This is a genomic window from Candidatus Solirubrobacter pratensis (genome assembly GCF_000425945.1).
Taxonomy (GTDB): domain Bacteria; phylum Actinomycetota; class Thermoleophilia; order Solirubrobacterales; family Solirubrobacteraceae; genus Solirubrobacter; species Solirubrobacter pratensis.
Genome location: NZ_AUEK01000014.1, coordinates 58,332 through 84,607, shown reverse-complemented (window position 1 = coordinate 84,607; position 26,276 = coordinate 58,332). Strand labels below are relative to the sequence as shown.

The window sequence follows — 26,276 nt, the reverse complement described above, 5'->3', positions numbered from 1 at the left end:
CCGATCCCGAAGAAGACCAGGATGACGAGGGCTACCACGATCGCGACGAGCGCAACCATGGCCAGGAGGCTGGGTCCGCGATCGTTCACAGCGCGCTTGCCCTCCGGGCGCCCGGAGGGCTTGCCAGATCGGCCACGAGGTAGATCGAGCCGGTCGCGACGACGGCGCCGTCCGGCCCCGCCAGCGCCTGCGCGCGGGCGAGCGCGGCGCGCGCGTCGGGCTCGACCTCGACTGCCGGCGCGCCGAGTTGCGCGGCCAGCGATGCGAGCGTCGCCGGCGGCAGCGAGCGGCGGTTGGAGGACGCAGTCAGCACGAGCCGGGACGTCGCCGGGATCAGCGCCTTGAGCATCGCGCCGGCGTCCTTGTCGTCGAGGATGCCGACGACCGCGACGACGGGCCGCTCGCCGGCCGCCTCGGGCAGCGCGGCCGCGAGCGCGGCGATGCCGGAGGGATTGTGGGCGCCGTCGAGGATCGTCCGCGGGGACTCGGACACCACCTGCAGCCGTCCCGGCACCCGGACGCGCCCGGCGACCACGGCGACGACCGCCGGATCCAGCGGCGCGCGCAGGTAGGCGCCGGCGGCGGCGACGGCCGCGGCGAAGTTCGCGCGCTGGTAGCCCGGCAGCGCCGCGCGCTCCGGCTCCGGCCCGACGATCCTCGCGCCGGTCTCGCGCGCCAGCGCCTCGACCTCGGGCTGGGCGTCGCCGAGCACGAGGACCGCGCCTTCGCGGACCACCGCGAGCTTCTCGCGCGCGATGTCCGGGATCGTCGGCCCGAGCCAGCGCGTGTGCTCGAGCCCCACGTTGGTGAGCACCACGACGGGCGCGCCGAGCACGTTGGTCGCGTCCCAGCGCCCGCCGAGGCCGGCCTCGACGACCGCGACCTCGACCTCGCGGCGCGCGAGCTCGTCGAACGCGGCGGCGGTCAGCAGCTCGAACTGCGTCACGCGCTCGCCGCCCGACAGCGTGCGGTCGACCTTCGCGGCCGCCGCCGCCGCGCGCTCGATCGCCGCGCCGAACGCGTCCGGCGACACGTCGGCGTCGCCGATCCGGATCCGCTCCGCGAACGTCGTCAGATGCGGCGAGAGGTACGCGCCCGATCGCACGCCGTGGGCCTCCAGCAGCGCGGCCGTCATCCGCACCGTCGACGACTTGCCGTTGGTCCCGACCACGTGCACGGCGCCGAAGCGCTCCTGCGGGGAGCCGAGCGCGGTCAGCAGCCGGCGCATGCGCTCCAGGCCGAAGCGCATGCCGAACAGCTCGAGCGAGAGGAGATGCTCCTCCGCCCGGCCGAGGTCCCACGTCACCCTGAGAGCTCCTCCAGCTCGCGCTTGAGGCGCTCGAGCTTCTCGCGCTCGGCGGTCACGACCGCCTCCGGCGCCTTGGCGACGAACCCCTGGTTGGCGAGCTTGCCCTCGGCGCGCGCGATCTCCTTGCGCAGCACGTCCGCGCGCTCGGCCGCCCGGCGCCGCTCGGCCTCGACGTCGACCGCGCTGTTCTCGAGCACCGCGACGTTGCCGCCGGGCACGCCGACGGTCGCGACGGGCGGGTGGGTGGGGTCTCCGTTCTCGGAGAACTCGAACCGCGCCATGCGCGCGATGTGGGCGGCGACACGCTCGTAGCCCTCGGCCTCCAGCCGCGCCGGGACGGCGGTGCCCGGCGTGGCGCCGACCTGGTCGCGCCAGCCGCGCAGCCGCTCGGTCGCCTCGATCGCGCGCGCCACCTCGGCCTCGACCTCCGGGTCGCGCAGCGCCTCGTCGGCCTCCGGCCAGCGGTGTGCCATCAGCAGTCCGTCGGCGCCGGGAATGTAGGACCAGATCTCCTCGGTCACGAACGGGATCACGGGGTGCGCGATCGCGAGCGTCTGGGAGAGCACGTAGAGCGCGAACTCCGTGGCCTCGTCGTTGTCCTCGAGATACAGGCGCGGCTTGAGCATCTCGAGGTACCAGTCGCACAGCTCGTCGTAGACGAACCCGTACAGCCGCTGCGTCGCGCGGTGGAACTCGAAGGCGCCGAAGGCGTCGGCGAGCTCCTGCTCGGCCGCCTGCAGGCGCGAGAGGATCCAGCGATCCTCGACCGTCCTGGCCTCCGGCGCGATGCTCGGCGCGCTGACGCCGTCGCGCACGCGCAGCAGCACGAGCCGGGACGCGTTGAAGAGCTTGTTGGCGAGCTGGCGCCCCTCGGCGATCCTCGTCTCGTTGAAGCGGACGTCCTGCGTCGAGGACATCGCGAGCAGGCCGTAGCGCACGGCGTCGGCGCCGTACGCGGGAAACTCGCCGCCTTCGCTGAAGACGGGCGGGCGCTCACCGCCGTCGATCAGCGCCAGCGGGTCGATGCCCGTGCCGAGCGACTTGCTCATCCGGCGCCCGTCCGGCGCCTGGATGATCGAGTGCACGTAGACGTCGCTGAACGGGACGTCGCCCGCGAACTCGAGCCCGAACATGATCATCCGGGCGACCCAGAGGAAGAGGATGTCGCGGGCCGTCGAGAGCACGTCGGTCGGGTAGAACGCCCGGCGCTCTTGCGTGTCGTCCGGCCAGCCGAGCGTCGCGAACGGGAACAGCCCGCTCGAGAACCACGTGTCCAGGACGTCGGGGTCGCGCTTCCAGCCGGGGCCATCCGGCGGGTCCATGCCGACGTAGGTCTCGTCCCCGCGGTACCAGACGGGGAGCCGGTGGCCCCACCAGAGCTGGCGTGAGATGCACCACGGGCGGATGTTGCGCATCCACTCGAGGTAGCGGCGCCGCTGACCTTCGGGGTGGATCGTGACGCGGCCGTCCTCGACCGCCGCGATCGCGGGCTGCGCGAGCTCGTCCATGCGCATGAACCACTGCAACGAGATCAGCGGCTCGATCCGCTCGCCCGAGCGCTGCGAGTACGGGACCTCGTGGGTGTAGGGCTGGGTGCGGTTGATGCGCTTCTCCTCGCGCAGCGCGGCCACGACCGCCTCGCGCGCCTCCAGCGCCGTCATGCCCGCGAAGCGCTCGCCGGCGGCGGCCGTCATGCGGCCGTCCTCGCCGATCACGGTGATCTCCTCGAGCCCGTGCGCGCGCCCGATCTCGAAGTCGTTGGGGTCGTGCCCCGGCGTGATCTTCAGCGCGCCGGTGCCGAACTCGGGCTTCACGTAGGGGTCGGCGATGATCTTCAGCCGCCGCCCGATGAGCGGCAGGATCGCCGTCTCGCCCACGAGTCGCGTGTAGCGGTCGTCGTCCGGGTGCACGGCGATCGCGGTGTCGCCGAGCATCGTCTCCGGGCGCACGGTCGCGACCGTCACGGAGCCGTGGCCGGAGGCCAGCGGGTAGTCGACGTAGTAGAGCGTGTCGGTGACCTCGCGGTCCTCGACCTCGAGGTCGGAGATCGCCGAGCCGGAGCCCGGATCCCAGTTGACCATGTAGTTGTCGCGGTAGATCAGGCCCTTGCGGTAGAGCGTCACGAAGACCTTCAGGACCGCGCGGGCGTAGCCCTCGTCGAGCGTGAAGCGCTCCTCCGCGTAGTCGCAGGAGGCGCCCAGGCGCTTGAACTGGTCGATGATCGTGCTGCCGTACTGCTCGCGCCAGCGCCACACGCGCTCGATGAACGCCTCGCGGCCGATCTGCTCGCGGCTCGTCCCCTCGCTCTTGAGCAGCCGCTCGACCTGGGTCTGCGTGGCGATGCCGGCGTGGTCGGTGCCGAGGATCCACTTCGTGCGCAGGCCGCGCATGCGGGCGTAGCGGATCAGCGTGTCCTGCACCGAGCCGTTGAGCGCGTGGCCCATGTGCAGCGCGCCGGTGACGTTCGGCGGCGGGATCGCGATCGAGTAGTTCTCCGCCGCCGTGCCCGCGGGCTCCGGGTGGAAGCGCCCGGACTCGAGCCAGCGCGCGAAGATGCGCGCCTCCGTCTCGGCCGGGTCGTAGCGCTTGCGGTCCTCCAGCGGGTGCCCCATCGCGCCGGGAGTCTAGGAGACGACCGGACTCGAACCCGAAGGACGAGCTACGCGGACTTGGCTTCGCGGCCGGGCGGCTCCTCGCCCGGCGCCTCGGTGACGAGCGTCGGCTTGACGCCGCGCTCCACCGTCTCCTTGGTCACGACGCACTTCTTGACGTCGCGCCGCGAGGGCAGCTCGAACTGCACCTCCAGGAGGATCTCCTCGATGATCGAGCGCAGGCCGCGCGCGCCCGTCTCGCGCTCGAGCGCCTTGTCGGCGACGGCGCGCAGCGCGTCGGCCGAGAAGACCAGCTCGATGCCGTCGAACGCGAAGAAGCGGTGGAACTGCTTGACGATCGCGTTGCGCGGCTCGGTGAGGATCGTGATCAGGTCGTCGCGCGAGAGCTGATGCACCGCGGAGGCGACCGGCAGGCGCCCGATGAACTCCGGGATCAGCCCGTACTGCATCAGGTCCTCCGGCAGCGTGCGCTCGAACAGCTCGCCGAGGTCGCGGTCGGCCTTGGACTCGATGTTGGCCCCGAAGCCGACGCCCTTGTGGCCGATGCGCCGCTCGATCACCTTGTCGAGGTTCGCGAACGCCCCGCCGCAGATGAACAGGATGTTCGTCGTGTCGATCGTGAGGAACTCCTGGTGCGGGTGCTTGCGCCCGCCCTGCGGCGGCACCGAGGCCGTCGTCCCCTCGAGGATCTTCAGCAGCGCCTGCTGGACGCCCTCGCCCGACACGTCGCGCGTGATCGACGGGTTGTCGGCCTTGCGGGCGATCTTGTCGACCTCGTCGATGTAGATGATCCCGGTCTCGGCCTTCTTGACGTCGTAGTCGGCGGCCTGGATCAGCTTCAGGAGGATGTTCTCGACGTCCTCGCCGACGTAGCCGGCCTCGGTCAGCGCCGTGGCGTCGGCGATCGCGAACGGCACGTTGAGGATCCGCGCCAGCGTCTGCGCGAGCAGCGTCTTGCCGCAGCCCGTCGGCCCGAGCAGCAGGATGTTCGACTTCTGCAGCTCGATGTCCGAGTCGTCGGCCTGCATCATCTGCACGCGCTTGTAGTGGTTGTAGACCGCTACGGAGAGCGTGCGCTTGGCCTGCTCCTGGCCGACGACGTACTCGTTCAGGACGCCGTAGATCTCCTTCGGCTTCGGCAGGTTGTCGATGTCGAAGGTCGGCGGAGCGGTGAGCTCCTCATCGATGATCTCGTTGCAGAGGTCGATGCACTCGTCGCAGATGTAGACGCCCGGTCCGGCGATCAGCTTCTTGACCTGCCGCTGCGACTTCCCGCAGAAGGAACAGAGGAGCTGCTCGTTTGAGTCCGTCGGGCGCGCCATGCAGCTAGTGCTCTCGGATCACCCTGTCGATGATGCCGTACTCCCGCGCTTCTTCGGAGGACATGAAGTAGTCGCGTTCCGTATCTGACCGGACCTTCTCCACGTCCTTGCCCGAGTGCTGGGCGATGATCTCATCCAGGCGGCGACGCAGCTCGATGACCTCGCGAGCATGGATCTCGATGTCCGTCGCCTGACCCTGGAAGCCGGAGCTGACCTGGTGGATCAGGATCTTCGCGTTCGGCAGGGCCATCCGCTTGCCCGGCGCGCCGCCCCCGAGCAGCAGGGCGCCCATCGACATCGCGATGCCGACGCAGATCGTCGACACGTCGGGCTTGATGAAGTTCATCGTGTCGTAGATCGCCAGCCCCGCGTACACCGAGCCGCCCGGCGAGTTGATGTAGAGCGAGATGTCCTTGTCGGGATCCTCGGACTCCAGATGCAGGAGCTGGGCGACGATCAGGTTGGCGATCTGATCGTCCACGGGGGTCCCCAGGAAGATGATCCGCTCGTTCAACAGGCGGGAATAGATGTCGAACGCACGCTCCCCACGGGAGGTTTGCTCGACGACCATCGGTACGAGTGGGCTCACGGTCCTCGCTTCGTTTCGCTTCGGTCGCTCGAATCCTTCAGGTGCACACCGGATCGGCCCGGGGACCGCTCACTCGGCCGAAGACTAGCAACGGCCCCATCCGGTCCAACCCGGGTCGTTCGATCAGTTCTTAACCGCTAGTTGGGCGCGGCGACCGGCTTGGCCGACTCGGCGACCAGGTCCAGGGCCTTGCGCTGTGACAGGTCGTCCTTGAGCGCGTCGACGCGCCCGTTGGCGCGCAGCCGCTCGAGCAGCTTGCTCGGCGACGTCCGGTCGCCGGGCGGCGCGGCCTCCTTGACGGCCTCGAGCATCTCCTCCTCGGACGGATCCAGGCTCTCGGCCTCGGCGATCGCGGCGAGCACCGCCTCGCGCTTGAGCGCCTGCTCGGCGTCCGGCTTGGCCTGCTCGACCGTCTCCTCCTCCGAGCGGCCGGAGATGCGCAGGTACGCGTCGCGCGAGATGCCCTGGTGCGCGAGCGAGTGCAGCATCGAGTCCCACAGCTCGCGGGCGCGCGCCTCGACGAGGCTGTCGGGCACCTCGATCGTCGCGGCCTCCACGGCGGCGTCCAGCGCCGCCTCGCGGAACTCGGCGTCGATGCGCTGCGTCTCGACCTCCGACAGGCGCGAGCGGATGTCCTCGCGCAGCTCGTCCAGCGAGTCGAACCCCGCCTCCTCGGCGAGCGCGTCGTCGATGTCCGGCAGCTGCTTGGCCTTTACGTCGCGGACGGTGACGGCGAACTCGGCCTCCTGCCCGGCGAGCTCGGTCGCGGGATAGTCGTCCGGGAAGGTCACCTTCACGGTGCGTGACTCACCACCGACGGCGCCCTCGAGCTGCTCCTCGAAGCCGGGCACCAGCCGGCCGGAGCCGAGCTCGACCATCTGGTCGCGGCCCTCGCCGCCGGCGAACGCCTCGCCGCCGACCGTGCCGGCGAAGTCCATCACGACGAAGTCGCCGCGCTGGGCCTGGCGGTCGACCGTCTCGAGCTTGGCGGAGCGCTCGCGCAGGCGCTCGATCTCCTCGCCGACGGTCTCGTCGGAGACGTCGGGCTCGCGCTTGGGGACCTCAAGGCCCTTGTAGTCGCCGAGCGTCGCCTTCGGCCGCACGCCGATCTCGATCGAGAAGTGCAGCGGCTCGCCCGCCCCCGGCAGCTTCTCGAAGTCGATGTCGATCTCCGGCTCGCCGACCGGGACGATCCCCGCCTCGTCGATCGCCGCCCGGTACCACGTGGCGAGCGACTCGCGCACCGCCTCGTCGAGCACCGCTGCGCGGCCGACGCGCCGGATCACGACCGGCGGCGGCGCCTTGCCGGCGCGGAAGCCGGGGACGCGGAGGTTGCGGGCGAGCTGGCGAGCGGCCTGCGTGACGCGGCGGTCGAGCTCGTCGGTGCCGATCTCGGCCTCGACGCGCACGCGCGACTCGGGCAGCTCGGTGACGGTGGTGTTGACGGTCTGGGCCATAGAGCGGCGGTCAACGATACAAAGCGGCCATGCGCCAGCGTATCGCCGCATGGGTCGTGACCGGCCCTTTGGGCCATCTCGCGGCCGGCATCGCGGACTGGGCCGAGGCCCTGTGGCGCCATGCGCGGCGGACGCGAACGTGACCGCCGGCTCAATCCTGGATCCGGTGTGCCGATCACCCGGGCGACCCACACCCGCCAGGAGCCCGCACCCATGTCCCGCTTCGCCAACCTGCCGCTCGCCGTGCGGCTCGGCACCGCGTTCGGCCTGCTGGCCGTGGCGCTGGTCGCGATCACGGCGATCTCCGTCAACGTGTTCCGCTCGTTCGGCGGCGACGTCGACCGGCTCACCGGCACCGGCATGCGCGCGACCGTGCTCGCCGGCGACCTCGGCCGGCGGGTGCAGGCGGTCGGCCGGCTCACCGCCGAGCACCTGTACGTCTACGACGGCGACCTGAAGAGCCAGGATCGCGTCGCGGCGGCCGTCGACTCGCTCGGCAAGGGCGCGATCGCCGACGGCGAGAAGCTCGCGCCGCTCGTCAGGGGCACCGCCGCGCAGCGCGTGCTGGACCGGTTCAACGCGACCGCCGGCGCGTGGGGGGACGCGGTCGCCAAGGCGATCGCGCTCTCGCGCAAGGAGACCATCGGCCGCGCGCCGGAGCGCGACGGCTCGCGCACGATCTACACGCGGAAGCTCTCGCCGGCGATGACGTCGATGGCCCAGGCGATCGGCGCGCTGCAGGCCTCCGTCAGCCGCGACACGGCGGCCGACGCGACGCGGTTCAAGGGGCAGGCCGATTCGACGTCGCGCCTGCTGATCGTCGTGCTGCTGGCCGCGCTGGCGATCTCAGGCACGATCGCGGTCTTGATCATCCGCAGCGTCGTCGCCCCGGTGCGCGAGCTGATGGAACGCCTGCGCACCCTCAACGACCATTGCCTGCAGGAGCTCACGGACGGCCTGGAGGCGGCGGCCGCCGGGGACTTCACACGCGAGGCGCGGCCCGGCACCGAGCCGCTGGTGGTCGGTGCCGGCGACGAGCTGGGCCGCCTCTCGACGGCGTTCAACGGGATGCTCGTCAAGGTGCAGCGCAGCATCGCCGCCTACGGCGGCATGCGCGACGAGCTGGGCGAGCTGATCGGGGAGGTGGCCAGGACGGCGAGCAGCGTCACCACGACGTCGCAGCAGGTCGCATCGACCTCCGAGGAGGCCGGCCGGGCGGTCGGCGAGATCGCGTCGGCGGTGACCGACGTCGCGCAGGGCGCGGAGCGCCAGGTGCGGATGGTGGAGTCCACGCGCGCCGCCGTGCAGGAGGCCGCCCGCGCCGCCGGCGCGTCGGCCGACGCCGCGACGGCGACGGCCGAGGCCGCCGAGGAGGCGCGCCGCGTCGCCCGCGAAGGCGTCCAGGCGGCGCGGCAGGCGACCTCCGCGATCCGCCAGGTGGCGGACTCCTCCGCGCAGGTCGGCGCCGCGATCGAGGACCTCTCCGCGCGCTCGGAGCGCATCGGCGGGATCGTCACCACCATCACCGGCATCGCCGAGCAGACCAACCTGCTCGCCCTCAACGCCGCGATCGAGGCCGCCCGCGCGGGCGAGCAGGGCCGCGGCTTCGCCGTCGTCGCCGACGAGGTGCGCAAGCTCGCCGAGGGGTCCCAGAACGCGGCGGCGCAGATCGCCGCGCTGGTGGCCGAGATCCAGGCGCAGACGCGGGAGGTCGTCGGCGTCGTCGCCAACGGGGCGCAGCGGACGTCCGACGGCGTCGCGACCGTCGAGCAGACGCGCGCGGCGTTCGAGGCGATCGACGGCGCCGTGGAGGCGGTCAGCGCCCGGATCGCGGAGATCGCGGCGTCGGTCGGGCAGATCACCGCCGAGGCGCAGCGCGCCGAGAGCGACGTCACCGAGGTGGCCGCGGTCGCCGAGCAGTCCTCGGCGTCCGCGCAGCAGGTCTCGGCCTCGACGCAGCAGACGAGCGCCTCGACGGAGGAGATCGCCTCCAGCGCCGCCGACCTCGCGCGCACCGCCGAGTCGCTCGACGCGCTGGTCGCGCGCTTCAAGATCTCGGCTTAGCCTGGATCGACCGAGGATCCGTGGATGCCTCGGCGTCGTGGGGATCGGTGGGTCCAGGCTTAGCGGGAACGCCAGGGGCCGGCCGGGAGCGGCGTCGCCGCCTCCGGCCGCAGCGCGTCGCACACCAGGCCGATGTAGCGCGGCCAGTGATCGTCCATCGGCGAGCCGTCCGCGGCGGGCCGGGTGGTCGCGCCGAGCATGCGGAAGATCATCTGCACGTCCTCGGCCACGAGGTCGCCGCGCACGCTCCCGGCCTCCTGCGCGCGCCGCAGCGGCCTGCCCATCGCGGCCAGGAAGCGGCGGCGCTGCTCGGACGTCAGCGCGGCGGCGCCGAGCCGCTGGGCCACGACGTCGAGGAAGCCCTGGTTGGTCGCCTGCCGGCGCGCCGACTCGCCGAGGAAGAACACGAACGCCTCCCCCGCGTCGGGCCGCCCGGCGACCGTCTCCACGAGCGTCTCGATGTCATCGAGCAAGTCGTCGAAGATCGCCCGGACGAGCGCCTCCTTGGTCGGGAAGCGACGGTACAGCGTCCCCTTTCCCACGCCGGCGCGCCGCGCGATCTCCTCGACGCCGACGTCGAGCCCGGACGCGGCGAACGCCGTGCGCGCGGCGTCCAGGATCCTCGCGCGATTGCGCGCGGCGTCCGCTCGGAGCGGACGGAGCGGGGCGATGGGCTCCCCCATGTCCACGCAGCCTATCTGTTCCGGACGCGCACGTCCGAGAATCCGGAGCGTGACGCCCGAGCGCCTGCTGATCGCGTCCGTCGTCGCCACCGGCTCAGGTCCGGCGCGCGCATCAGCCCACGGCGGCCGTCAGCCTGTCGAACTGCTCGTCGGTCAGCTCGATCGAGGCGGCGGCGAGGTTGTCCTCGAGGTGCGCCACCGACGAGGTGCCCGGGATCGGCAGCATCACCGGCGAGCGGCGCAGCAGCCACGCGAGCGCGAGCTGGGACGGCGACGCGTCGAGCTCCGTGGCCAGCTCCGCCAGCGGGCCGCCGGCATCGGCGAGCCTGCCGGTGGCGAGCGGGAACCACGGGATGAACGCGATGCCGTGCGCCTGGGCGTGGTCGAGCAGCGGCTCGGACTCGCGGTTCGCAAGGTTGTACAGGTTCTGGACGGACACGATCTCGGCGGTCTTCTGCGCCTCCTGCAGCTCCTCGACGCTCACCTCGGAGAGCCCGATGTGGCGGATCTTGCCCTCCTGCTGGAGCTCGACGAGCGCGCCGAGCGACTCCGCGACCGGCACCTTCGGGTCGATCCGGTGCAGCTGGAGCAGGTCGATCGTCTCGAGCCCGAGGAAGCGCAGGCTCAGCTCGACCTGCTGCTCGAGGTACTCGGGCCGGCCGAGCGGCGTCCACGCCCCTGGGCCCTGGCGGGTGAACCCGGCCTTGGTGGCGATCACGAGCCCCTCGGGATACGGGTGCAGCGCCTCCTTGATCAGCGGCTCCGCGACGGCGGGGCCGTAGGAGTCGGCGGTGTCGATGAAGTTGACGCCGAGCTCGACGGCGCGGCGGAGCACGCGCAGCGCCTCGTCGCGGTCCTTCGGGGGTCCCCAGACACCGGGCCCGGTCAGCTGCATGGCGCCGTAGCCGAGACGGTTCACGGTGAGGTCGCCGCCGAGGTCGTACGTGCCGGACTGCGCGGCGAGTGTGGTGGTCATCCGTCGTTCCTTCCGTTGTCAGCGGTGCCCGGCGACGCCGTGCGGCGCGTAGGGCTCCTCGAGGCGCAGGGCCTCCTCGTCCGACAGTTCCAGGTCGACCGCTGCGAGCGCGTCGGCCAGATGGCCGGTCTTGGTCGCACCGACGATCGGCGCGGTGACGCTCGGGTGCCGCAGCATCCACGCGAGCGCCACCTGGGCGCGTGAGACCCCGCGGGCGGCGGCGACCTCGGCGACGCGCTCGACGATCGCGCGGTCGGAGTCGAGATAGAGCGTGCGGCCGAACTCGTCGGTCTCCGAGCGCGCCGTCCCGGCGTCCCAGTCGCGCGTGAGCCGTCCGCGGGCGAGCGGGCTCCACGGGATCACGCCGATCCCCTGGTCGTCGCACAGCGGCAGCATCTCGCGCTCCTCCTCGCGGTAGAGGAGGTTGAGGTGGTTCTGCATCGAGACGAAGCGGGTCCAGCCGTTGAGGTCGGCCGTGTAGAGCGCCTGCGCGAACTGCCACGCGAACATCGAGGAGGCGCCGATGTAGCGGACCTTTCCGGCCTTGACGACGTCGTGGAGCGCCTCGAGCGTCTCCTCGATCGGCGTGTCGTAGTCCCAGCGGTGGATCTGGTAGAGGTCGACGTAGTCGGTGCCGAGCCGGCGCAGGCTGTCGTCGAGCTCGCCGAGGACCGCCTTGCGCGAGAGGCCGGCGCCGTTGGGCCCGGGCCGCATGCGGGTGAAGACCTTGGTCGCGACGACGACCTCCTCGCGCGCGACCTCGCTGAGCGCGCGGCCGACGAACTCCTCGCTCGTCCCGTCCGAGTACGCGTTCGCGGTGTCGAAGAAGTTGATCCCGCCGTCGAGGGCCTGCCGGATCATCGCCTTGGAGGCGTCGTAGTCGAGCGTCCAGGCGTGGGTGCCGCGGCCGGCGGCGCCGAAGCTCATGCAGCCGAGGCAGATGACCGAGACGTCGAGGCCGGTGGAGCCGAGCTTGACGTAGCGCATCAGGCGCTCGGGGCGGAGGTGGGGAACGTTCGCGACATGAGCGGCTGAACGTAGCCGATGCGTCCGGGAGCGCTCGTAGCGTCCTGCGGACGTGTCAGTCACCGCCGACCATCCCTGGCTGGAGCAGCTCAATCCCGAGCAGCGGGAGGCGGCGACGCATTCCGGCGGGCCGCTGCTGATCCTCGCCGGCGCGGGGACCGGCAAGACCACGACGCTGTGCGCGCGGGTCGCGCACCTCGTCGCCGAGGGCGTGCCGTCGGAGCGCATCCTGCTCGTGACGTTCACGCGGCGGGCCGCGCGCGAGATGCTGCAGCGCTCCCGCGGGCTCGTACCCGCCAGCTCTCGCATCCTCGGGGGCACGTTCCACTCGGTGGCGCACCGGCTCGTGCGCCGGCACGCGACGGCGCTCGGACTGCCCGGCGGCTTCGGCGTGCTGGACGCCGGCGACGCCGCCGACGTGCTGGACATCCTGCGCGAGGAGGCCGGCCACGCGCAGTCGCGGACGCGCTTCCCGCGCAAGGCGACCCTGCTGGACATCTACTCGCGCACCGTCAACGCGCAGCAGCCGCTCTCGGGCGTGATCGAGGAGCACTTCCCGTGGTGCTCGGAGCACCGCGAGGCGATCTCGGCGCTGTTCAAGGCCTACACGGCGCGCAAGCGCGCGCTCGGCGTGATCGACCTCGACGACCTGCTGCTCTACTGGCGGGCCTTGACACGTGACGAAGTCGTCGGCCCGAAGCTGGCGGCGTCCTTCGATCACGTGCTGGTGGACGAGTACCAGGACGTCAACGGGCTCCAGGCCGACCTCGTGCGCGGGCTGGCCGAGCATGGGCCGGCGGTCACGGCGGTCGGCGACGACTTCCAGGCGATCTACGGCTTCCGCTCGGCCTCGGCCGCGCACATCCTCGACTTCCCGGAGCACTTCCCCGGCACGCGCGTGGTGACGCTGGAGCGCAACTACCGCTCGACGCAGCCGCTGCTCGACGCCGCCAACGCGGTGGCGGCGCAGGCGGTCCGTGCGTTCCCGAAGCGGCTGCGCGCCGAGCGCGACGGCGGCGTCCGCCCGCGGGTCGTGTTCGTGCGCGACGAGGGCGCGCAGGCCGCCGAGGTCTGCGACCGCGTGCTCGAGGCGCGCGAGCAGGGCGCCGAGCTGCGCGCGCAGGCGGTGCTCACGCGCACGTCGCACGACTCCGACCTGCTGGAGCTGGAGCTGACGCGCCGGCGGATCCCGTTCGTGAAGTACGGCGGGCTGCGGTACCTGGAGGCGGCGCACGTGAAGGACTTCGTCGCCCTGCTGCGGCTGGCGGACAACGGTGCCGACGAGATCGCGTGGTTCCGCATCCTCCAGCTGATCGAGGGGGTCGGGCCGGTCTCGGCGAACAAGGCCATCGGGATCATGGCCCACGGCGACCGCCTCGCCGCGTGGCCGGAGGCGCGCGAGGCGATCCCGGCTGCCGCGAGGGCGTCGGCGGACGCGCTCATCAACGCGCTGATCGCCGCCCGCGCCGAGCGGCGGCCAGGGCCGAGGGCCGAGGGACTGCGCGAGGTGCTGGCGCCGCTGGTCAAGCAGCGCTATCCCGACGGCGCGCTGCGCGTCCAGGACCTCGACCAGCTCGTCGCCGCCGCCCACGAGGCGCGCGATGCGCGGCACTTCGTCGCCGAGCTGGTGCTGGACCCGCCCAACTCGAGCGCCGACATCGCGCAGCCGCCGCATCTCGACGAGGACTACCTGACGCTCTCGACGATCCACTCGGCGAAGGGGCTCGAGTGGGACTCCGTCCACGTCCTCGCGGTCTACGACGGCAACTTCCCGGCGTGCATGTCGGCCGGCACCAGCGAGTCGATCGACGAGGAGCGCCGGCTGCTGTACGTCGGCATGACCCGCGCACGCCGGACGCTGCACCTGTACGTCCCGGTGCGCTACCACCATCGCCCGAAGGGGACCGACGACGCGCACGGGTACGGCAAGCCGTCGCGCTTCCTCACCGACGACGTGCTCGCCGCGTGCGACGTCAAGCGGCTCCCCGACGATCCGCTGTCGCCCTACGGCGAGGTCAGGACGTCGCGCCGGATCACGGTGTCGCCCGACAGCCTGTTCGACTGAGAGGGAGCTCACCCGGCACCGGCACCCTGCGAGCCGCGGGTCGAAATCCCCGAAGAATCGCCCTCTGGGCGATTCGGCTACTTCTCGTCGAAGACGAGGTCGAGCGGATCGGCGTCGAGCGCGATCTTGTCGCCGGCCTGCGAGATCAGGGTGCGGAAGCGCACCGGCGCGGCGCCGCCCACGCTGACCTCGTCGTCCTGCTGATCGCCCATCCGCCCCATCCACTCCGACAGCGTCTCGCGCGAGTTGCGCGACCGCAGGTAGTCGGTGCAGCGCCGGAAGAGCTTCGGCAGGATGAGACTGCCCTCGGGTCCGATCGACGCCTGCGAGGACAGCGTGAAGCCGCGGCTCGCGTCGTCGGGCCACACGCCCAGCCCGGCGGTTCGCGCCTCGCGCGCCAGCCCGCGCATCGCGTCGCGCAGCTCCGGCGCCGTGGAGGCGTAGAACGTGCCGTACGCCGCGCCGGAGCGCAGGAGCGCCGCGTTGGCGGTGGCGCTCAGGTCGACCTCGGCCTGGACGCCGTCGTCCGGCAGCCCGCCGCCGACGGCGAGGAACGCGACCGGGCGGCCGTTGACGTCGACCAGGCCGGTCAGGATCGCGGCCGGGATCGACGCCGGCGTCGATGCCGACACCTCTCCGCCCGCCCAGCGCAGGTCGCTGAACCCGACCCATGCGAGCAGCTCGTCGCGCGCCGCCGCTCCGAGCGGCTGGGCGAGCCCGTTGTAGTGCGTCTCCGGCGTGTCGATCCCGTCGAGGCGCAGCTGGAAGGTCCCGTCGGACGACGGGCGCGCCCGGTCGCCGTTGACCAGCCCGCGGATAAGCTCGGGCTGCCGGGGGCGGAAGCGGATCGAGTCGCCGTCGGGGCTCTTGCCCACGACGACGAGCTCTCCGCGCAGGCAGAGGAGGCTTGGCACGGCGCGCCAGTCTGACGCACCGGCCATTCTCGACCAATCCGATCGGGAATTGGCTGCAAATTCCGATCCGGATAGATAATTCTTAATCCCGATCCGAATACTTGTGATGTGGCACCGCCCTGGGTACCGTCCTGGTCACGCCATGAGCAAGATCGAACGCATCAAGGCGGCGACGGACGGTCTCGACGTGCTTCCTGAGCTCCTCCGTGCCGCACGCGAGGGCTGGGAGACGCTCGACCCCGACCACGTCGGCCTCCTCAAGTGGTACGGCCTGTACGCGCACAACACCCACGACGGTCACTTCATGCTGCGCGTGAAGGTGATCCAGGGCGTGCTCAGCGCCGATCAGGCCGAGGTCATGGCCTCGATCGCGCGCGACTTCGGGCGCGGCGTGATCGACTGCACGACGCGCCAGTGCTTCCAGATCCACTGGATCACGCTCGACAAGGTCCCCGAGATCTTCGCGCGCCTGGAGCGCGTCGGCATGACGTCCAGCGGCGCCTGCGGCGACATCACGCGCAACGTCGTCGGGTGCACGCTCGCCGGGCTCGGGCATGAGGAGATCGTCGACGGCTACGCGACGGCCGAGGCGATCCACACCTACTTCCTCGACAACAAGCTCTACTCGAACCTCCCGCGCAAGTACAAGGTCTCGGTCACCGGCTGCGCGGAGGACTGCGCCCGCGGCCTGATCAACGACATCGCGCTCTCCGGCGCGATCGCCGAGGACGGCACGCGCGGGTTCAACCTGCGCGTCGGCGGCGGCCTCTCCAGCCACCCGCGCTTCGCGCGCTGGATGGACGTCTTCGTCACGCCCGAGGAGGCCCCGGAGGTGATCGCGGGGATGACCGGGATCTTCCGCGACTCCGAGGAGAACCGTAGGGCGCGCGGCAAGGCGCGGCTGAAGTTCCTCGTCGACCGCGTCGGCCCGGAGGAGCTTCGCGCCGAGCTCGAGCGCCGCGTCGGGCGCGAGCTGCGCCGCGGCGTCCCGAAGGCCCCGGGTCTGAGCGGAGAGGACCACATCGGCGTCCACCCGCAGCGCGACGGCGCGCACCACACCGTCGGCGCCGTCGTTCCCGTCGGCCGGCTGAAGGCGGAGCAACTGTTCGAGCTGGTCCGGCTGGCGCGCGAGTACGGCGACAACCCGGACGACGCGCTGCGCCTGACGCACCAGCAGAACGTGCTGCTGCCGTGGATCCCCGAGGAAAGGCTCGACGCGCTGCTCGCCGAGCCGCTTCTGCAGGACCTCTCCCCCTTCCCGAGCCTGTTCGCGCGCGGCCTGCAGACCTGCACCGGCAAGGAGTTCTGCGGCCTGGCGAAGGTCTTCACGAAGAACCGCGCCGTCGAGATCGGCAAGTTCCTCGACGAGCACGTGCGCCCCAACGGCCACGGCGAGGACCTGCGCGTGCATTTCGCCGGCTGCTCGTCCAGCTGCGCGCAGCACCAGATCGCCGACGTCGGCATCGAGGGCGTGCTCAAGAAGGTCGACGGGGAGTTCGTCGAGGCGATGGACATCCGCATCGGCGGGCGTCTCGGCGAGCACCCGAAGTTCGGCGAGGTCGTCGCCAAGAAGGTGCCGCACTGGGAGCTCAACGAGACGCTGCTGCGGATCTTCGACCTCTACGAGCAGCATCACGACTCCGACGAGACCTTCCGCGACTTCGCCGGCCGCACCGAGCCCGAGTGGTGGACGCACGAGCTCGAGCCCGTCGAGGAACACGCCTAGATGAACATCACCGAGGTCCTGGCGCAGGCCGTCGAGCGCCATCATCCGCGGCTGGTGATGCTCTGCTCCTTCCAGAAGGAGGAGAGCGTGCTCGTCGACGAGCTGGTGCGGATCGCGCCCGGCGCGCGCATCGTCACGATCGACACCGGCGTGCTCTTCCCCGAGACGCTCGCGACCTGGCGCGCGTTCGAGCAGCGCTTCGGCGTCGACATCGAGGTGCAGGACGCGACCGGCGACTGGACCGCGGCCAACTGCTGCGGCGCCGCGAAGGTCGAGGCGCTCGAGCGCGCGCTGGTGGGCGCCGACGCATGGATCACCGGCATCCGCCGCGAGCAGTCGCCGACGCGGGCGGACGCGCAGGAGATCGAGTTCGACGAGCGCCGGGGGCTGTGGAAGTTCAACCCGCTCGTGGACTGGACCGAGAAGGACCTGTGGCGCCGGATCTCCGAGCGCGACCTGCCGTACAACCCGCTGCACGACCAGGGGTACGCCTCGATCGGCTGCGCGCCCTGCACCGCGCCCGGCGCCGGCCGCGAGGGCCGCTGGGCGGACTCCGGCAAGACCGAGTGCGGGCTGCACGTATGACCGCGGTCAGCATGCCCGCGCTGTCGCACCTGCGCGCGCTCGAGGCCGAGGCGATCCACGTCATCCGCGAGGTCGCGGCCGAGCGCGAGCGGCCCGCGCTGCTGTTCTCCGGCGGCAAGGATTCGCTCGTCCTCGTCCGGCTCGCGCAGAAGGCGTTCGCCCCTGGGCCGATTCCCTTCCCGCTGCTGCACGTGGACACGGGCCACAACTTCCCCGAGGTGATCGAGTTCCGCGACCGCCTGATCGCCGAGGCGGAGCTGAAGCTGCTGGTCGGCAGCGTGCAGGCGTCGATCGACGCCGGCCGCGTGCAGGAGGAGACCGGCCCGCGCGCCTCGCGCAACCGGCTCCAGACGGTGACCCTGCTCGACGCGATCGAGGAGCACGGGCTCGACGCCTGCTTCGGCGGCGCCCGGCGCGACGAGGAGCGCTCGCGCGCGAAGGAGCGCGTCCTGAGCTTCCGCGACGACTTCGGCCAGTGGGACCCGCGCCGCCAGCGGCCGGAGCTGTGGGACCTCTACAACGCGCGCGTGCGCCGCGGCGAGAACATCCGCGCGTTCCCGATCTCCAACTGGACCGAGCTCGACGTGTGGCAGTACATCGCGCAGGAGGAGCTCGAACTGCCAGGCATCTACATGGCGCACGAGCGCGAGGTGTTCGAGCGCGACGGGATGCTCTACGCCGTGTCTCCCTTCATCACGCTGATGGACGGCGAGGCGCCGTTCACGGCGTCGGTCCGCTACCGCACGGTCGGCGACATGAGCTGCACCGGCGCGGTCCGCTCGACGGCCCGCACGCTGCCGGAGGTCGTCGCCGAGATCGCCGCGACCGACGTGACCGAGCGCGGGCAGACGCGCGCGGACGACCGCGCGTCGGAGGCCGCGATGGAGGACCGCAAGCGCGAGGGCTACTTCTAGTGGCCCCCTCCGCGCACCCCCGCACCGCCAGGCGACCGCGGGCGCACGAAAGGGGCCACTGATGGACCTCCTCCGCCTTGCCACCGCCGGCAGCGTCGACGACGGCAAGTCGACGCTGATCGGGCGCCTGCTGTATGACGCCAAGGCCGTGCTCGCCGACCAGCTCGCGCATGTCGAGGAGCGCAGCGTCGAGGGGCTCGACCTCGCGCTGCTGACCGACGGCCTGCGCGCCGAGCGCGAGCAGGGCATCACGATCGACGTCGCCTACCGCTCGTTCGCGACGCCGCGGCGGCGCTTCATCCTCGCCGACTGCCCCGGCCATGCGCAGTACACGCGCAACATGGTCACGGGCGCCAGCACCGCCGATCTCGCGCTGCTGCTGGTCGACGCCCGCGCGGGGCTGACCGAGCAGAGCCGCCGGCACGCGACGATCGCGGCGCTGCTGCGGATCAAGCACGTGATCGTCGCCGTCAACAAGATGGACCTCGTCGGCTATGCCGAGGAGGCGTTCGACGACGCCGTGCGCCAGGTGCTCGAGCTGGCGGCCGGCATCGCGCTCGAGGGCGTCGAGTTCATCCCGATCAGCGCGCTCCACGGCGACAACGTCGTCGAGCGCTCCGGGCGCATGGCCTGGTACGACGGCCCGCCGCTGCTGGAGCGGCTGGAGACCGTCCCGGTCGAGCCGCCCGCCGTCCACGGCGCGCGGCTGCCGGTGCAGCTCGTGATCCGCGGCGAGGGCGGCGCGCGCTGGGCCGCGGGCCGGCTCGCCGCGGGCACGCTGCGCGCCGGCGACGACGTCGTCGTGCTGCCGAGCGGCGTGCGCACACGCGTGGCGGAGGTACGCGACGCCGATGGCCCGGCGGAGGAGGTCGAGGCGCCGCTGTCGGTGTCGGTCCGGCTCGAGGACGAGGTCGATCTCGCACGCGGAGAGCTGATCGCCGCGGTGGGCGACGCACCGCCGCCGGTGCGCGAGCTGTCCGCGACGGTCTGCTGGCTCGGCGACCGCCCGGCGCGCGAGCGCGACCGCTTCCTGCTCAAGCACGGCACCCGGACCGTGCCCGCACGGCTGGAGGGCGTGGACGGCCGGATCGACTTCGCGACGCTCGGCTGGCCGGACGCAGACGAGCTGCGCCTCAACGACATCGCGCACGTGCGGCTGCGGCTGGGCGGCGAGATCGCGCCCGACCCCTACGCGCAGTCGCACGGCACCGGCGCGTTCATCCTGATCGACGAGGCGACGAACGACACGGTCGCCGCCGGGATGATTCGCTAACTCCCTTTTCCGGCAGTTGCCGGATGCCTCCGTCCCGCCGCGGGCGGAGGATGCAGGGCATGAGGGGAATCCTGGTCGCGCTCGCCGCGCTGTTGATCACGCCTGCCGCCGCGCAGGCGGCGCCCACGCTCACGGGGGCGCACTTCGAAGGCCTGACGCGGATCGTCGCGACCAGCAGCGAGGACCTGACCGGCATCTCCCCCGCCGACGTGGCGATCAGCGCGCCCGGCGGCGCCGTGACCCCGAGCGCCGTCCACGCGACCGCGGGGACGCTGACCGTCGACCTTCCGGCGTCGGCGTTCGCGCGGACGACCTCGACCGGGACGATGATCGCCGCCCGCGGCTCGGCGCCCGCGGCCGTCGCGCGGCCGGGCGAGCCGGCCGCCAACGCGCACATCCTCGGCTCCTCGCAGTGGACCGACAACGGCTGGAGCACGAGCCTGACCGACCCGTCGCAGGACCTCTACCGCTTCCAGGACCTCACGCCGAACGCCGACGACGCCGGCAACCCCATGCTCTGGAGCAACGGCGAGGTCGCCAAGCCCGCCCACCGCGACCTGCGCATGCTCGTGCTGTTCGTCCAGTTCCCCAACCGGCCGGCGGCCGGCTCGCCGGCGGGCTGGCAGACGATGCAGCCGTACATGGACTTCCTTCAGCCCGCGTCGGCGTTCTGGAAGACCGCGTCCTACGGGCAGCTGAACGTGAGCTTCGTCTCCCCGCAGGCGAGCGGGAACCTGGGCTGGATCACGATGGGCAACAACGCCAACGAGTACACCTGGGACGCGCAGACGCACAACATGTTCGCCTACTCGCGCGAAGCGTTCCAGAAGGCCTACGACCAGCTCGGCATCAAGGCCGACGACTACGACGAGGTCCTGATCATGCCCGCGCGCGGCACCTCAGGCCTCGCCAACGGCCCGGGCAACATCAACCGCGACCCCACCGACGGCGAGCAGACCAACACCAACCAGGTCGCCTACGTCGACCACGACGGCAAGCCGCACTACGTGAGCACCGTCATCACCGCCGGCAACGACATGTTCTCGTGGGGCTACCGCTGGATCAACCACGAGTTCGGCCACACCGTCGGCCTGCCCGACCTCTACATCTACTCGCCGCTGACGGTCAACGGCACGCGCGTGAACCAGTTCTTCTGGGCCGGCGGCTGGAACATCATGGGCAACATCGGCGGCCACGCCAACGACTACTCGGGCTACGAGAAGTACAAGCTGCGCTGGCTGCGCGACGACCAGGTCGACGTCGTCTCCCAGCCGGGCACGACGACGCACGCGATCACACCGCTGGAGACGCCCGGCGCCAGCAAGCTCGTCGTCGTCCGCACCGGCGTCTCGACCGCCTACGTGGCCGAGTTCCGCACCAAGCTCGGGGTCGACGGGCTCGATGGGCGGGCCAAGTACCAGGGCGTGCTGCTCTACAAGATCGACGCGTCGCAGTGGGAGCAGATCGGCACGAACAGCGACCTGCAGATCATCTCCAAGCAGTACTACGACGACCCGGCGGTCGGCGGCCCGCTGAACAAGACCGGCGTCTGGCGCCCGGTCAACAACTCGCTCACCGGTCTCGACACGCAGGGCGCGCTGTGGGGCCCGGGCGACACGTTCGAGGACCCGGCGACGGGCGTGAAGATCGACTTCGGCGCGATCTCGCACTACGACGCGGCCAACCCGGCCAACTCGCCCTACACGGCCGACGACACCGCGACGATCAGCGTCACGAAGGCCGGCGCCTCGGCGCTGAGCGTGCCGGTCGCGCTCAGCGGCGCGAAGCTCACGAGCCCGACGACGCTGCACGTCGACACGAGCGTCGAGCTGCAGCGCCGGATCGCCGACTCCAACTCGATCAACAACGGCCACTACGTCTACGTGCGCGAGGAGTCGCCGGTCAAGCCGTCCGACATCGCGCTCACGCGCGCCGACGGCTCGGCCGTCCCGGTCTCCGGCGTGACGATCAATCCGGACTCGCTCGACATCGCGATCCCGGCCGGCACGTTCCCGACCGCCGCGTCGGCGCAGGGGCTCGAGCTGGCGACGAAGGCGTTCTACTACTTCGCCGCGAGCGCCCCGATCGCCGTCACGCCGCAGCTGGCAGATGTCGGCGGCACGGTGCCGGCGACGCTCTCGCTGACGCTGGGCGCGCCGGCGCGCTTCGGCGTGTTCACGCCGGGCGTCGCGAACGAGTACGCCGCCTCGACGACCGCGACCGTGACCTCCACCGCGGGCGAGGCGGCGCTGAGCGTCTCCGACCCCGGGCACCTCTCCAACGGGTCGTTCGCGCTGCCTGAGCCGCTCCAGGTCTCGCTCTCGAAGGCCGCGTGGACGGCGCCGGTCTCCAACGACGCCGTCGCGATCTCGTTCAAGCAGGCCATCGGCGCCAACGACGCACTGCGGACGGGCAGCTACTCGCGCACGCTCACGTTCACGCTCTCGACCACCACCCCCTGATGCAGCGTGCCCGCCTGCTGGTCATCCCTTCACCACCGGCTTGGCGTGCACGGGGCCGTGGCCGCGGCGGTACACCATCAGCGTGCGCTCGAAGCGGATCACGACGTCGCCGTCCTGGTTGTAGCCCTCGGTCCGCACCGTGACGATCCCGACGTCGGGCCGCGAGCCGGACGGGCGCGCCGTCAGGACGGTCGAGCGGCTGTACAGCGTGTCGCCCTCGAACACGGGGTGCGGAAGCGTGACCTTGTCCCAGCCGAGGTTGGCGAACACGTGCTGCGAGACGTCCGTGACGCTCTGGCCGGTGACGAGCGCGAGCGTGAACGTCGAGTCCACGAGCGGCCTGCCCCAGCTCGTCTGGCTCGCGTAGTGGTGGTCGAAGTGCAGCGGCGCGGTGTTCTGCGTCAGCAGCGTGAACCAGGCGTTGTCGGTCGACAGGACCGTCCGGCCGAGCGGGTGCTCGTACACGTCGCCGGCCGCGAAGTCCTCGAAATACCGCCCGTCCCAGCCCGGGCGCACCGTGGTCGTCATGACCCGACCTTAATGCGTCCGGCGCGGGCGCCGCCGGCGCGCGGCACGTTCGGGCGCTTGGACAGCAAGTCCAACCTCACGCGGGCCCGTCATCATGTCTGGCGCTCACATGACGCGACTCGACGCTCCCCCCATCCCCGCCGCGGAGACGGCCACCCACGGCCTCGGCCGTGACACCGAGCTGCTCTCGGCGGCCCTCAACGACGTGCTCGAGGAGCAGGCCGGGCGCGTGTTCGCCAGCCGCCTGCAGTGGCTGTTCCGCACCGCCGAGGTCGTGCGCGGCGGCGACGCGGCGGCCGCCGCGCGGCTCGTCGCCTACCTCGAAGGCGTCCCCGACGACTCGGTCGAGCCGATCATCCGCGCGTGCTCGCTCGAGCTGCAGCTCGCGAACATCGCCGAGGAGCGCGAGCGCGTGCGCCGGCGCCGCCAGTACGACGCGACCGGCGCGATCCAGCGCGAGTCGCTGGCCGAGACGGCGCGCATCCTGCGCTCCAACGAGGCCGACATCCCCGCGCTCGTCGCCCAGCTGCAGATCGAGCACGTGCTCACGGCGCACCCGACCGAGGCGACGCGGCGATCGGTGCTCGACCACCAGTGGGACGTCGCCGCGCTGCTCGACAAGCTCGACGACCCGCGGACGGGCGTCTCGAGCCGCCGACGGCTGCTGGATCAGCTGCGCGAGACGCTGACGATCTGGTGGCAGACCGACGAGGTCCGCCGCGTGCGCCCGCGCGTCGAGGACGAGGTGCGGCGGAACCTGTTCTTCATCGAGGCGGTGCTGTTCGACGCCGTCCCGGCGGCGCTGGAGGAGATGGAGCGCGCGCTCGACACGCGGCTCGTGCAGCCGGTGCTCTCCTACGGCAGCTGGACCGGCGGCGACATGGACGGTCATCCGGAGGTCGGCGCCGACACGCTCGCCGGCGCGCTCGCCCTGCACCGCGCGAGCGCGCTGCGGCTGCTGCGCGAGCGCGTCGACCGGCTGGCGCGCGCGTTCTCGCACTCCTCGCTGCGGATCCCGCTGTCGGAGGAGCTGGCCGCGTCGCTGGAGAACGACGAGCGCGAGCTGCCGTCGGCCGAGGTGCTGCGCCGCGCGCACCGCGAGTGGGAGCCCCTGCGGACCAAGCTCGGCTTCATCCGCCACCGGCTCGTCAACACCGGCCGCCCGCGCGGGCGCGAGCCCGGCTACGCCGACGCCCAGCAGCTGCGGCGCGACCTCGAGATGGTGCTCGCGCACCTCGGCTCGCGCCACGTCGCGCTCGGCTCGATCCGGCGCCTGCTGTGGCAGGTCGACGTGTTCGGCTTCCACCTGGCGGGGATCGACATCCGTCAGGGCGCGACGGTCGTCCGCCAGGCGGCCTCGTCCCTGCTGCCCGGCTTCGCCGACGCCGACGAGCCGCGCCGGATGGCGCTGCTGACCGAGGCGCTGGCCTCCGGCCGCCGCGGCATCGAACACGACCCGGGCGGCGAGGCCGGGGAGCTGCTGCGCGTGCTCGACACGGTCGCGCTGGCCGGCGAGGCGTACGGGCCGCAGGCCGTCCCGGCGATGGTGATCTCGATGACCGAGCAGCCGTCGGACGTGCTCGCCGCCTGCTGGCTCGCGGCGCGCGCCGGGGCCACGTCGCTGCGCATGGTCCCGCTGTTCGAGACGCGCGGGGACCTCGACGCCGCGCCCGGCACGATGGGCGTGCTGTACGACAACGAGGCCTACCGCAACCACCTGCGCGCGCACGCCAACCGCCAGACGGTGATGGTCGGCTACTCGGACTCCGGCAAGGACTCCGGCTACGTCGCCAGCCAGTACTCGCTCTACGTCGCGCAGGAGCGGCTGTCGGCGCAGGCCGGCGACGCGGGCGTCGTGCTCGAGCTCTTCCACGGCCGCGGCGGCTCCCCGTCGCGCGGCGGCGGGCGCACCTACCGGGCGATCCTCGCCCAGCCGGAGGGCTCGGTGCAGGGCCGCATCCGCATCACCGAGCAGGGCGAGACCGTGTCGGCGCGCTACAGCGACCCGGAGCTCGCCGTGCGCTCGCTCGAGCAGACCGTCTCCGCCGTGCTGCTGGCCACGGCGCTGCCCAACCCGCCGATCCGGCCGGAATGGCGCGCCGAGATGGACCGCCTCTCCGAGCGCTCGCGCGAGCGCTACCGCGGCCTGGTCTACGACGATCCGGACTTCGAGCGCTTCTTCGCCCAGATCGCGCCGATCGCCGAGCTGAGCGAGCTCAACATCGGCTCCCGGCCACCGTCGCGCAACAGGCGCCGCGGCGTCGAGGCGCTGCGCGCGATCCCGTGGGTGTTCGCGTGGACGCAGAACCGGCTGCTGCTGCCGTCCTGGTACGGCGCGGGCGCCGCGCTGGACGACGGCGACCTCGACTGCCAGCGGGAGATGTGGCGCGACTGGCCGTTCTTCCGCGGCCTCATCGGCACGCTCGAGATGGCGCTGTTCAAGACCGACCTCGGCGTCGCCGAGCGCTACCTGCGGCTCGTCGACGACGACCTCGTGGAGCGGTTCTGGCCCGGCATGCGCGAGGAGTACGACCTCGTCGTCGAGCGCGTGCTGGCGATCACCGGGCAGAGCGGGCTGCTTGACGAGACGCCCGCGCTGCAGCGGCGCCTGGAGCACCGCAACCCGTGGGTCGACCCGCTTTCGCACCTGCAGGTCGAGCTGCTCGGCCGCCTGCGCGCCGGGCGCGACGACGCCCGCACGCCGCTGCTGGCGACGATCACGGGGATCGCCGCCGGCATGCGCAACACGGGCTGACGGCGCCCGGGGCGCCCGGCGTTACGCCGAGCTGCCGGCGATCCCGCGCGCCCGCGCCCCGCTGATCCTCTCGACCGCGGCCCCGAGCGATCAACGCCGCGGCGCCACGCTCACGAACGACCGCGAGCCGCGCGGGGAAATCCACCGGTTCGCACGGCCCGCGCAAACGGGTGCGCGGAGAACGCACGCGAGGAGCAGTGCTCGCCCGCGGCCCTCGCGCCCGCGGCTAGTAGCCGCCGAGCTGGGCCTGGACGATCTCCTCGAGCAGCATCCCGAGGTAGCCGTAGAGCATGTACTGCTGGGCGTCGGGGTCATCGGGGTCGACGTCGAACGGATCGCCCTCGTCGACGTCGAGCATCGTCCCGAGGACGAGCCGGAGCGAGTTGAGGGCCTGCATCCACGCGGTCAGCTGCTCCGGGGTGAGCTCGTCGGCGGTCAGCGTCGTCTCGACCGTCTCGACCGCCGCCAGCCGCCCCGTCGCGAGATCCTCGTGCGTCATGCGCCGGTACTCCTCGTTGGACTCCCGATCCTCGCCGTACGCGGCGGGATAGAGCCGCCGTAGGCGCGGGTCGTCGGGGCCGAGGGCGAGCAGCGTGCGGAGCTCGTTGAGCAGGCCGCGGACGAGGTCGCGCTCTCCGGCCGGCAGCCGCAGCAGGTACCGCCCTCGGCGCTCGACCACGCGCCGGCGATCACGTCCGAACGCCATCGGCCTAGTCCCGCTGCATGGTCGCCCACAGGCCGTGCTCATGCAGCCGGAACACGTCCAGCTCGGCCTTCTCGCGCGTGCCGTTGGAGACCACCGCGCGGCCCTTGTGGTGGACGTCGAGCATCAGCTCGGTCGCCTTGGCGCGGTTGTAGCCGAACAGCTTCTGGAGCACGAGCACCACGTAGCTCATGAGGTTGATCGGGTCGTTCCAGACGATCACCACCCACGGCCGGTCGGGCACGGAGCTGGTATCGCCGGCCGGGAGGTCGACCTCGGTGGGCACCGCGGTGGGCATCGCCCCCATTGTGAC

The 26,276-nt window shown here is 72.0% G+C and carries 20 protein-coding genes; 8 read left to right on the top strand and 12 right to left on the bottom strand.

Annotated features, from left to right (window positions below):
- Positions 1-85 precede the first annotated feature (85 nt).
- From H958_RS0121175 to tig, 5 genes are all read right to left on the bottom strand, one after another.
- The gene (locus H958_RS0121175) at positions 86-1,306 is read right to left on the bottom strand and encodes a bifunctional folylpolyglutamate synthase/dihydrofolate synthase (protein WP_028060106.1); all 1,221 of its coding nucleotides are present in this window, start codon (positions 1,304-1,306) and stop codon (positions 86-88) included.
- A complete protein-coding gene (locus H958_RS0121170) occupies positions 1,303-3,921 on the bottom strand; it encodes a valine--tRNA ligase (RefSeq protein WP_028060105.1) in 2,619 nt (872 codons plus the stop codon). The genes H958_RS0121175 and H958_RS0121170 overlap by 4 nt, the downstream gene beginning before the upstream one ends.
- A gap of 47 nt (positions 3,922-3,968) precedes the next feature.
- A complete protein-coding gene (gene clpX, locus H958_RS0121165; protein WP_028060104.1) occupies positions 3,969-5,243 on the bottom strand; it encodes an ATP-dependent Clp protease ATP-binding subunit ClpX in 1,275 nt (424 codons plus the stop codon).
- Positions 5,244-5,247: 4 nt separating this feature from the next.
- On the bottom strand, positions 5,248-5,832 hold the full coding sequence (gene clpP / locus H958_RS0121160; RefSeq protein WP_028060103.1) for an ATP-dependent Clp endopeptidase proteolytic subunit ClpP: 585 nt from the start codon (positions 5,830-5,832) through the stop codon (positions 5,248-5,250).
- Between the two features lie 137 nt (positions 5,833-5,969).
- Complete coding sequence (gene tig, locus H958_RS39305; RefSeq protein WP_051324619.1) at positions 5,970-7,289, bottom strand: trigger factor; 1,320 nt, start codon at positions 7,287-7,289, stop codon at positions 5,970-5,972.
- Positions 7,290-7,502: 213 nt separating this feature from the next.
- On the opposite strand from tig, the gene H958_RS43835 reads away from it, so the two are divergent.
- Positions 7,503-9,353, top strand: coding sequence for a methyl-accepting chemotaxis protein (locus H958_RS43835; RefSeq protein WP_051324618.1), 1,851 nt, complete (start codon positions 7,503-7,505; stop codon positions 9,351-9,353).
- 59 nt (positions 9,354-9,412) lie between these two features.
- Here the strand turns inward: H958_RS43835 and H958_RS39295 are convergent, their stop codons facing one another.
- The 3 genes from H958_RS39295 to H958_RS0121135 form a co-directional block, all read right to left on the bottom strand.
- On the bottom strand, positions 9,413-10,036 hold the full coding sequence (locus H958_RS39295; protein ID WP_037411018.1) for a TetR/AcrR family transcriptional regulator: 624 nt from the start codon (positions 10,034-10,036) through the stop codon (positions 9,413-9,415).
- A gap of 112 nt (positions 10,037-10,148) precedes the next feature.
- The gene (locus H958_RS0121140; RefSeq protein ID WP_028060102.1) at positions 10,149-11,012 is read right to left on the bottom strand and encodes an aldo/keto reductase; all 864 of its coding nucleotides are present in this window, start codon (positions 11,010-11,012) and stop codon (positions 10,149-10,151) included.
- An 18-nt stretch (positions 11,013-11,030) separates the two neighbouring features.
- Positions 11,031-11,999: an aldo/keto reductase gene (locus H958_RS0121135; protein WP_028060101.1), complete on the bottom strand. Its 969-nt coding sequence runs from the start codon at positions 11,997-11,999 to the stop codon at positions 11,031-11,033.
- 91 nt (positions 12,000-12,090) lie between these two features.
- On the opposite strand from H958_RS0121135, the gene H958_RS39290 reads away from it, so the two are divergent.
- Positions 12,091-14,103 carry an ATP-dependent helicase gene (locus H958_RS39290; RefSeq protein ID WP_051324617.1) on the top strand — a complete coding sequence of 671 codons (2,013 nt, stop codon included), beginning with the start codon at positions 12,091-12,093 and terminating at the stop codon, positions 14,101-14,103.
- A gap of 77 nt (positions 14,104-14,180) precedes the next feature.
- On the opposite strand, the gene H958_RS39285 is transcribed toward H958_RS39290, so the two are convergent.
- Complete coding sequence (locus H958_RS39285) at positions 14,181-15,017, bottom strand: thermonuclease family protein (RefSeq protein ID WP_156028122.1); 837 nt, start codon at positions 15,015-15,017, stop codon at positions 14,181-14,183.
- A gap of 142 nt (positions 15,018-15,159) precedes the next feature.
- Between H958_RS39285 and H958_RS39280 the strand changes: the two genes are divergently transcribed.
- The 5 genes from H958_RS39280 to H958_RS0121100 all read left to right on the top strand — a co-directional run bounded on the left by H958_RS39280 (position 15,160) and on the right by H958_RS0121100 (position 21,977).
- The gene (locus H958_RS39280) at positions 15,160-16,743 is read left to right on the top strand and encodes a nitrite/sulfite reductase (RefSeq protein ID WP_051324615.1); all 1,584 of its coding nucleotides are present in this window, start codon (positions 15,160-15,162) and stop codon (positions 16,741-16,743) included.
- Positions 16,744-17,328, top strand: coding sequence for a phosphoadenylyl-sulfate reductase (locus H958_RS39275; RefSeq protein WP_051324614.1), 585 nt, complete (start codon positions 16,744-16,746; stop codon positions 17,326-17,328).
- Positions 17,325-18,242 carry a sulfate adenylyltransferase subunit CysD gene (gene cysD / locus H958_RS0121110; protein WP_028060100.1) on the top strand — a complete coding sequence of 306 codons (918 nt, stop codon included), beginning with the start codon at positions 17,325-17,327 and terminating at the stop codon, positions 18,240-18,242. Before H958_RS39275 ends, cysD begins: the two co-directional genes overlap by 4 nt.
- Before the next feature lie 61 nt (positions 18,243-18,303).
- On the top strand, positions 18,304-19,515 hold the full coding sequence (locus tag H958_RS0121105; protein ID WP_037411016.1) for a sulfate adenylyltransferase subunit 1: 1,212 nt from the start codon (positions 18,304-18,306) through the stop codon (positions 19,513-19,515).
- Between the two features lie 59 nt (positions 19,516-19,574).
- Positions 19,575-21,977, top strand: coding sequence for a metallopeptidase domain-containing protein (locus tag H958_RS0121100; RefSeq protein WP_156028121.1), 2,403 nt, complete (start codon positions 19,575-19,577; stop codon positions 21,975-21,977).
- A 21-nt stretch (positions 21,978-21,998) separates the two neighbouring features.
- On the opposite strand, the gene H958_RS0121095 is transcribed toward H958_RS0121100, so the two are convergent.
- Positions 21,999-22,505 (bottom strand): MaoC family dehydratase, encoded by a 507-nt coding sequence (locus tag H958_RS0121095; protein WP_028060097.1) that lies wholly within the window; start codon positions 22,503-22,505, stop codon positions 21,999-22,001.
- Positions 22,506-22,614: 109 nt separating this feature from the next.
- Between H958_RS0121095 and ppc the strand changes: the two genes are divergently transcribed.
- Complete coding sequence (gene ppc / locus H958_RS0121090; RefSeq protein ID WP_051324613.1) at positions 22,615-25,260, top strand: phosphoenolpyruvate carboxylase; 2,646 nt, start codon at positions 22,615-22,617, stop codon at positions 25,258-25,260.
- A gap of 226 nt (positions 25,261-25,486) precedes the next feature.
- On the opposite strand, the gene H958_RS43830 is transcribed toward ppc, so the two are convergent.
- Positions 25,487-25,966, bottom strand: coding sequence for a DUF2017 family protein (locus H958_RS43830; protein WP_051324612.1), 480 nt, complete (start codon positions 25,964-25,966; stop codon positions 25,487-25,489).
- Positions 25,967-25,970: 4 nt separating this feature from the next.
- Positions 25,971-26,261, bottom strand: coding sequence for an ATP-dependent Clp protease adapter ClpS (gene clpS, locus H958_RS0121080; RefSeq protein WP_028060095.1), 291 nt, complete (start codon positions 26,259-26,261; stop codon positions 25,971-25,973).
- Between the last annotated feature and the right edge of the window lie 15 nt (positions 26,262-26,276).

Excerpts from the sequence above, each read along its gene's own strand:
- H958_RS39295 (WP_037411018.1), bottom strand. The coding sequence starts at position 10,036 with ATGGGGGAGCCCATCGCCCCGCTCCGTCCGCTCCGAGCGGACGCCGCG.
- clpX (WP_028060104.1), bottom strand. The coding sequence starts at position 5,243 with ATGGCGCGCCCGACGGACTCAAACGAGCAGCTCCTCTGTTCCTTCTGC.
- H958_RS43830 (WP_051324612.1), bottom strand. The coding sequence starts at position 25,966 with ATGGCGTTCGGACGTGATCGCCGGCGCGTGGTCGAGCGCCGAGGGCGG.
- H958_RS0121140 (WP_028060102.1), bottom strand. The coding sequence starts at position 11,012 with ATGACCACCACACTCGCCGCGCAGTCCGGCACGTACGACCTCGGCGGC.
- H958_RS0121100 (WP_156028121.1), top strand. The coding sequence starts at position 19,575 with ATGAGGGGAATCCTGGTCGCGCTCGCCGCGCTGTTGATCACGCCTGCC.
- ppc (WP_051324613.1), top strand. The coding sequence starts at position 22,615 with ATGACGCGACTCGACGCTCCCCCCATCCCCGCCGCGGAGACGGCCACC.
- tig (WP_051324619.1), bottom strand. The coding sequence starts at position 7,289 with ATGGCCCAGACCGTCAACACCACCGTCACCGAGCTGCCCGAGTCGCGC.
- H958_RS0121095 (WP_028060097.1), bottom strand. The coding sequence starts at position 22,505 with ATGACGACCACGGTGCGCCCGGGCTGGGACGGGCGGTATTTCGAGGAC.
- clpS (WP_028060095.1), bottom strand. The coding sequence starts at position 26,261 with ATGCCCACCGCGGTGCCCACCGAGGTCGACCTCCCGGCCGGCGATACC.
- H958_RS0121135 (WP_028060101.1), bottom strand. The coding sequence starts at position 11,999 with ATGCGCTACGTCAAGCTCGGCTCCACCGGCCTCGACGTCTCGGTCATC.
- cysD (WP_028060100.1), top strand. The coding sequence starts at position 17,325 with ATGACCGCGGTCAGCATGCCCGCGCTGTCGCACCTGCGCGCGCTCGAG.
- H958_RS0121170 (WP_028060105.1), bottom strand. The coding sequence starts at position 3,921 with ATGGGGCACCCGCTGGAGGACCGCAAGCGCTACGACCCGGCCGAGACG.
- H958_RS0121105 (WP_037411016.1), top strand. The coding sequence starts at position 18,304 with ATGGACCTCCTCCGCCTTGCCACCGCCGGCAGCGTCGACGACGGCAAG.
- H958_RS39280 (WP_051324615.1), top strand. The coding sequence starts at position 15,160 with ATGAGCAAGATCGAACGCATCAAGGCGGCGACGGACGGTCTCGACGTG.
- H958_RS43835 (WP_051324618.1), top strand. The coding sequence starts at position 7,503 with ATGTCCCGCTTCGCCAACCTGCCGCTCGCCGTGCGGCTCGGCACCGCG.
- H958_RS39275 (WP_051324614.1), top strand. The coding sequence starts at position 16,744 with ATGAACATCACCGAGGTCCTGGCGCAGGCCGTCGAGCGCCATCATCCG.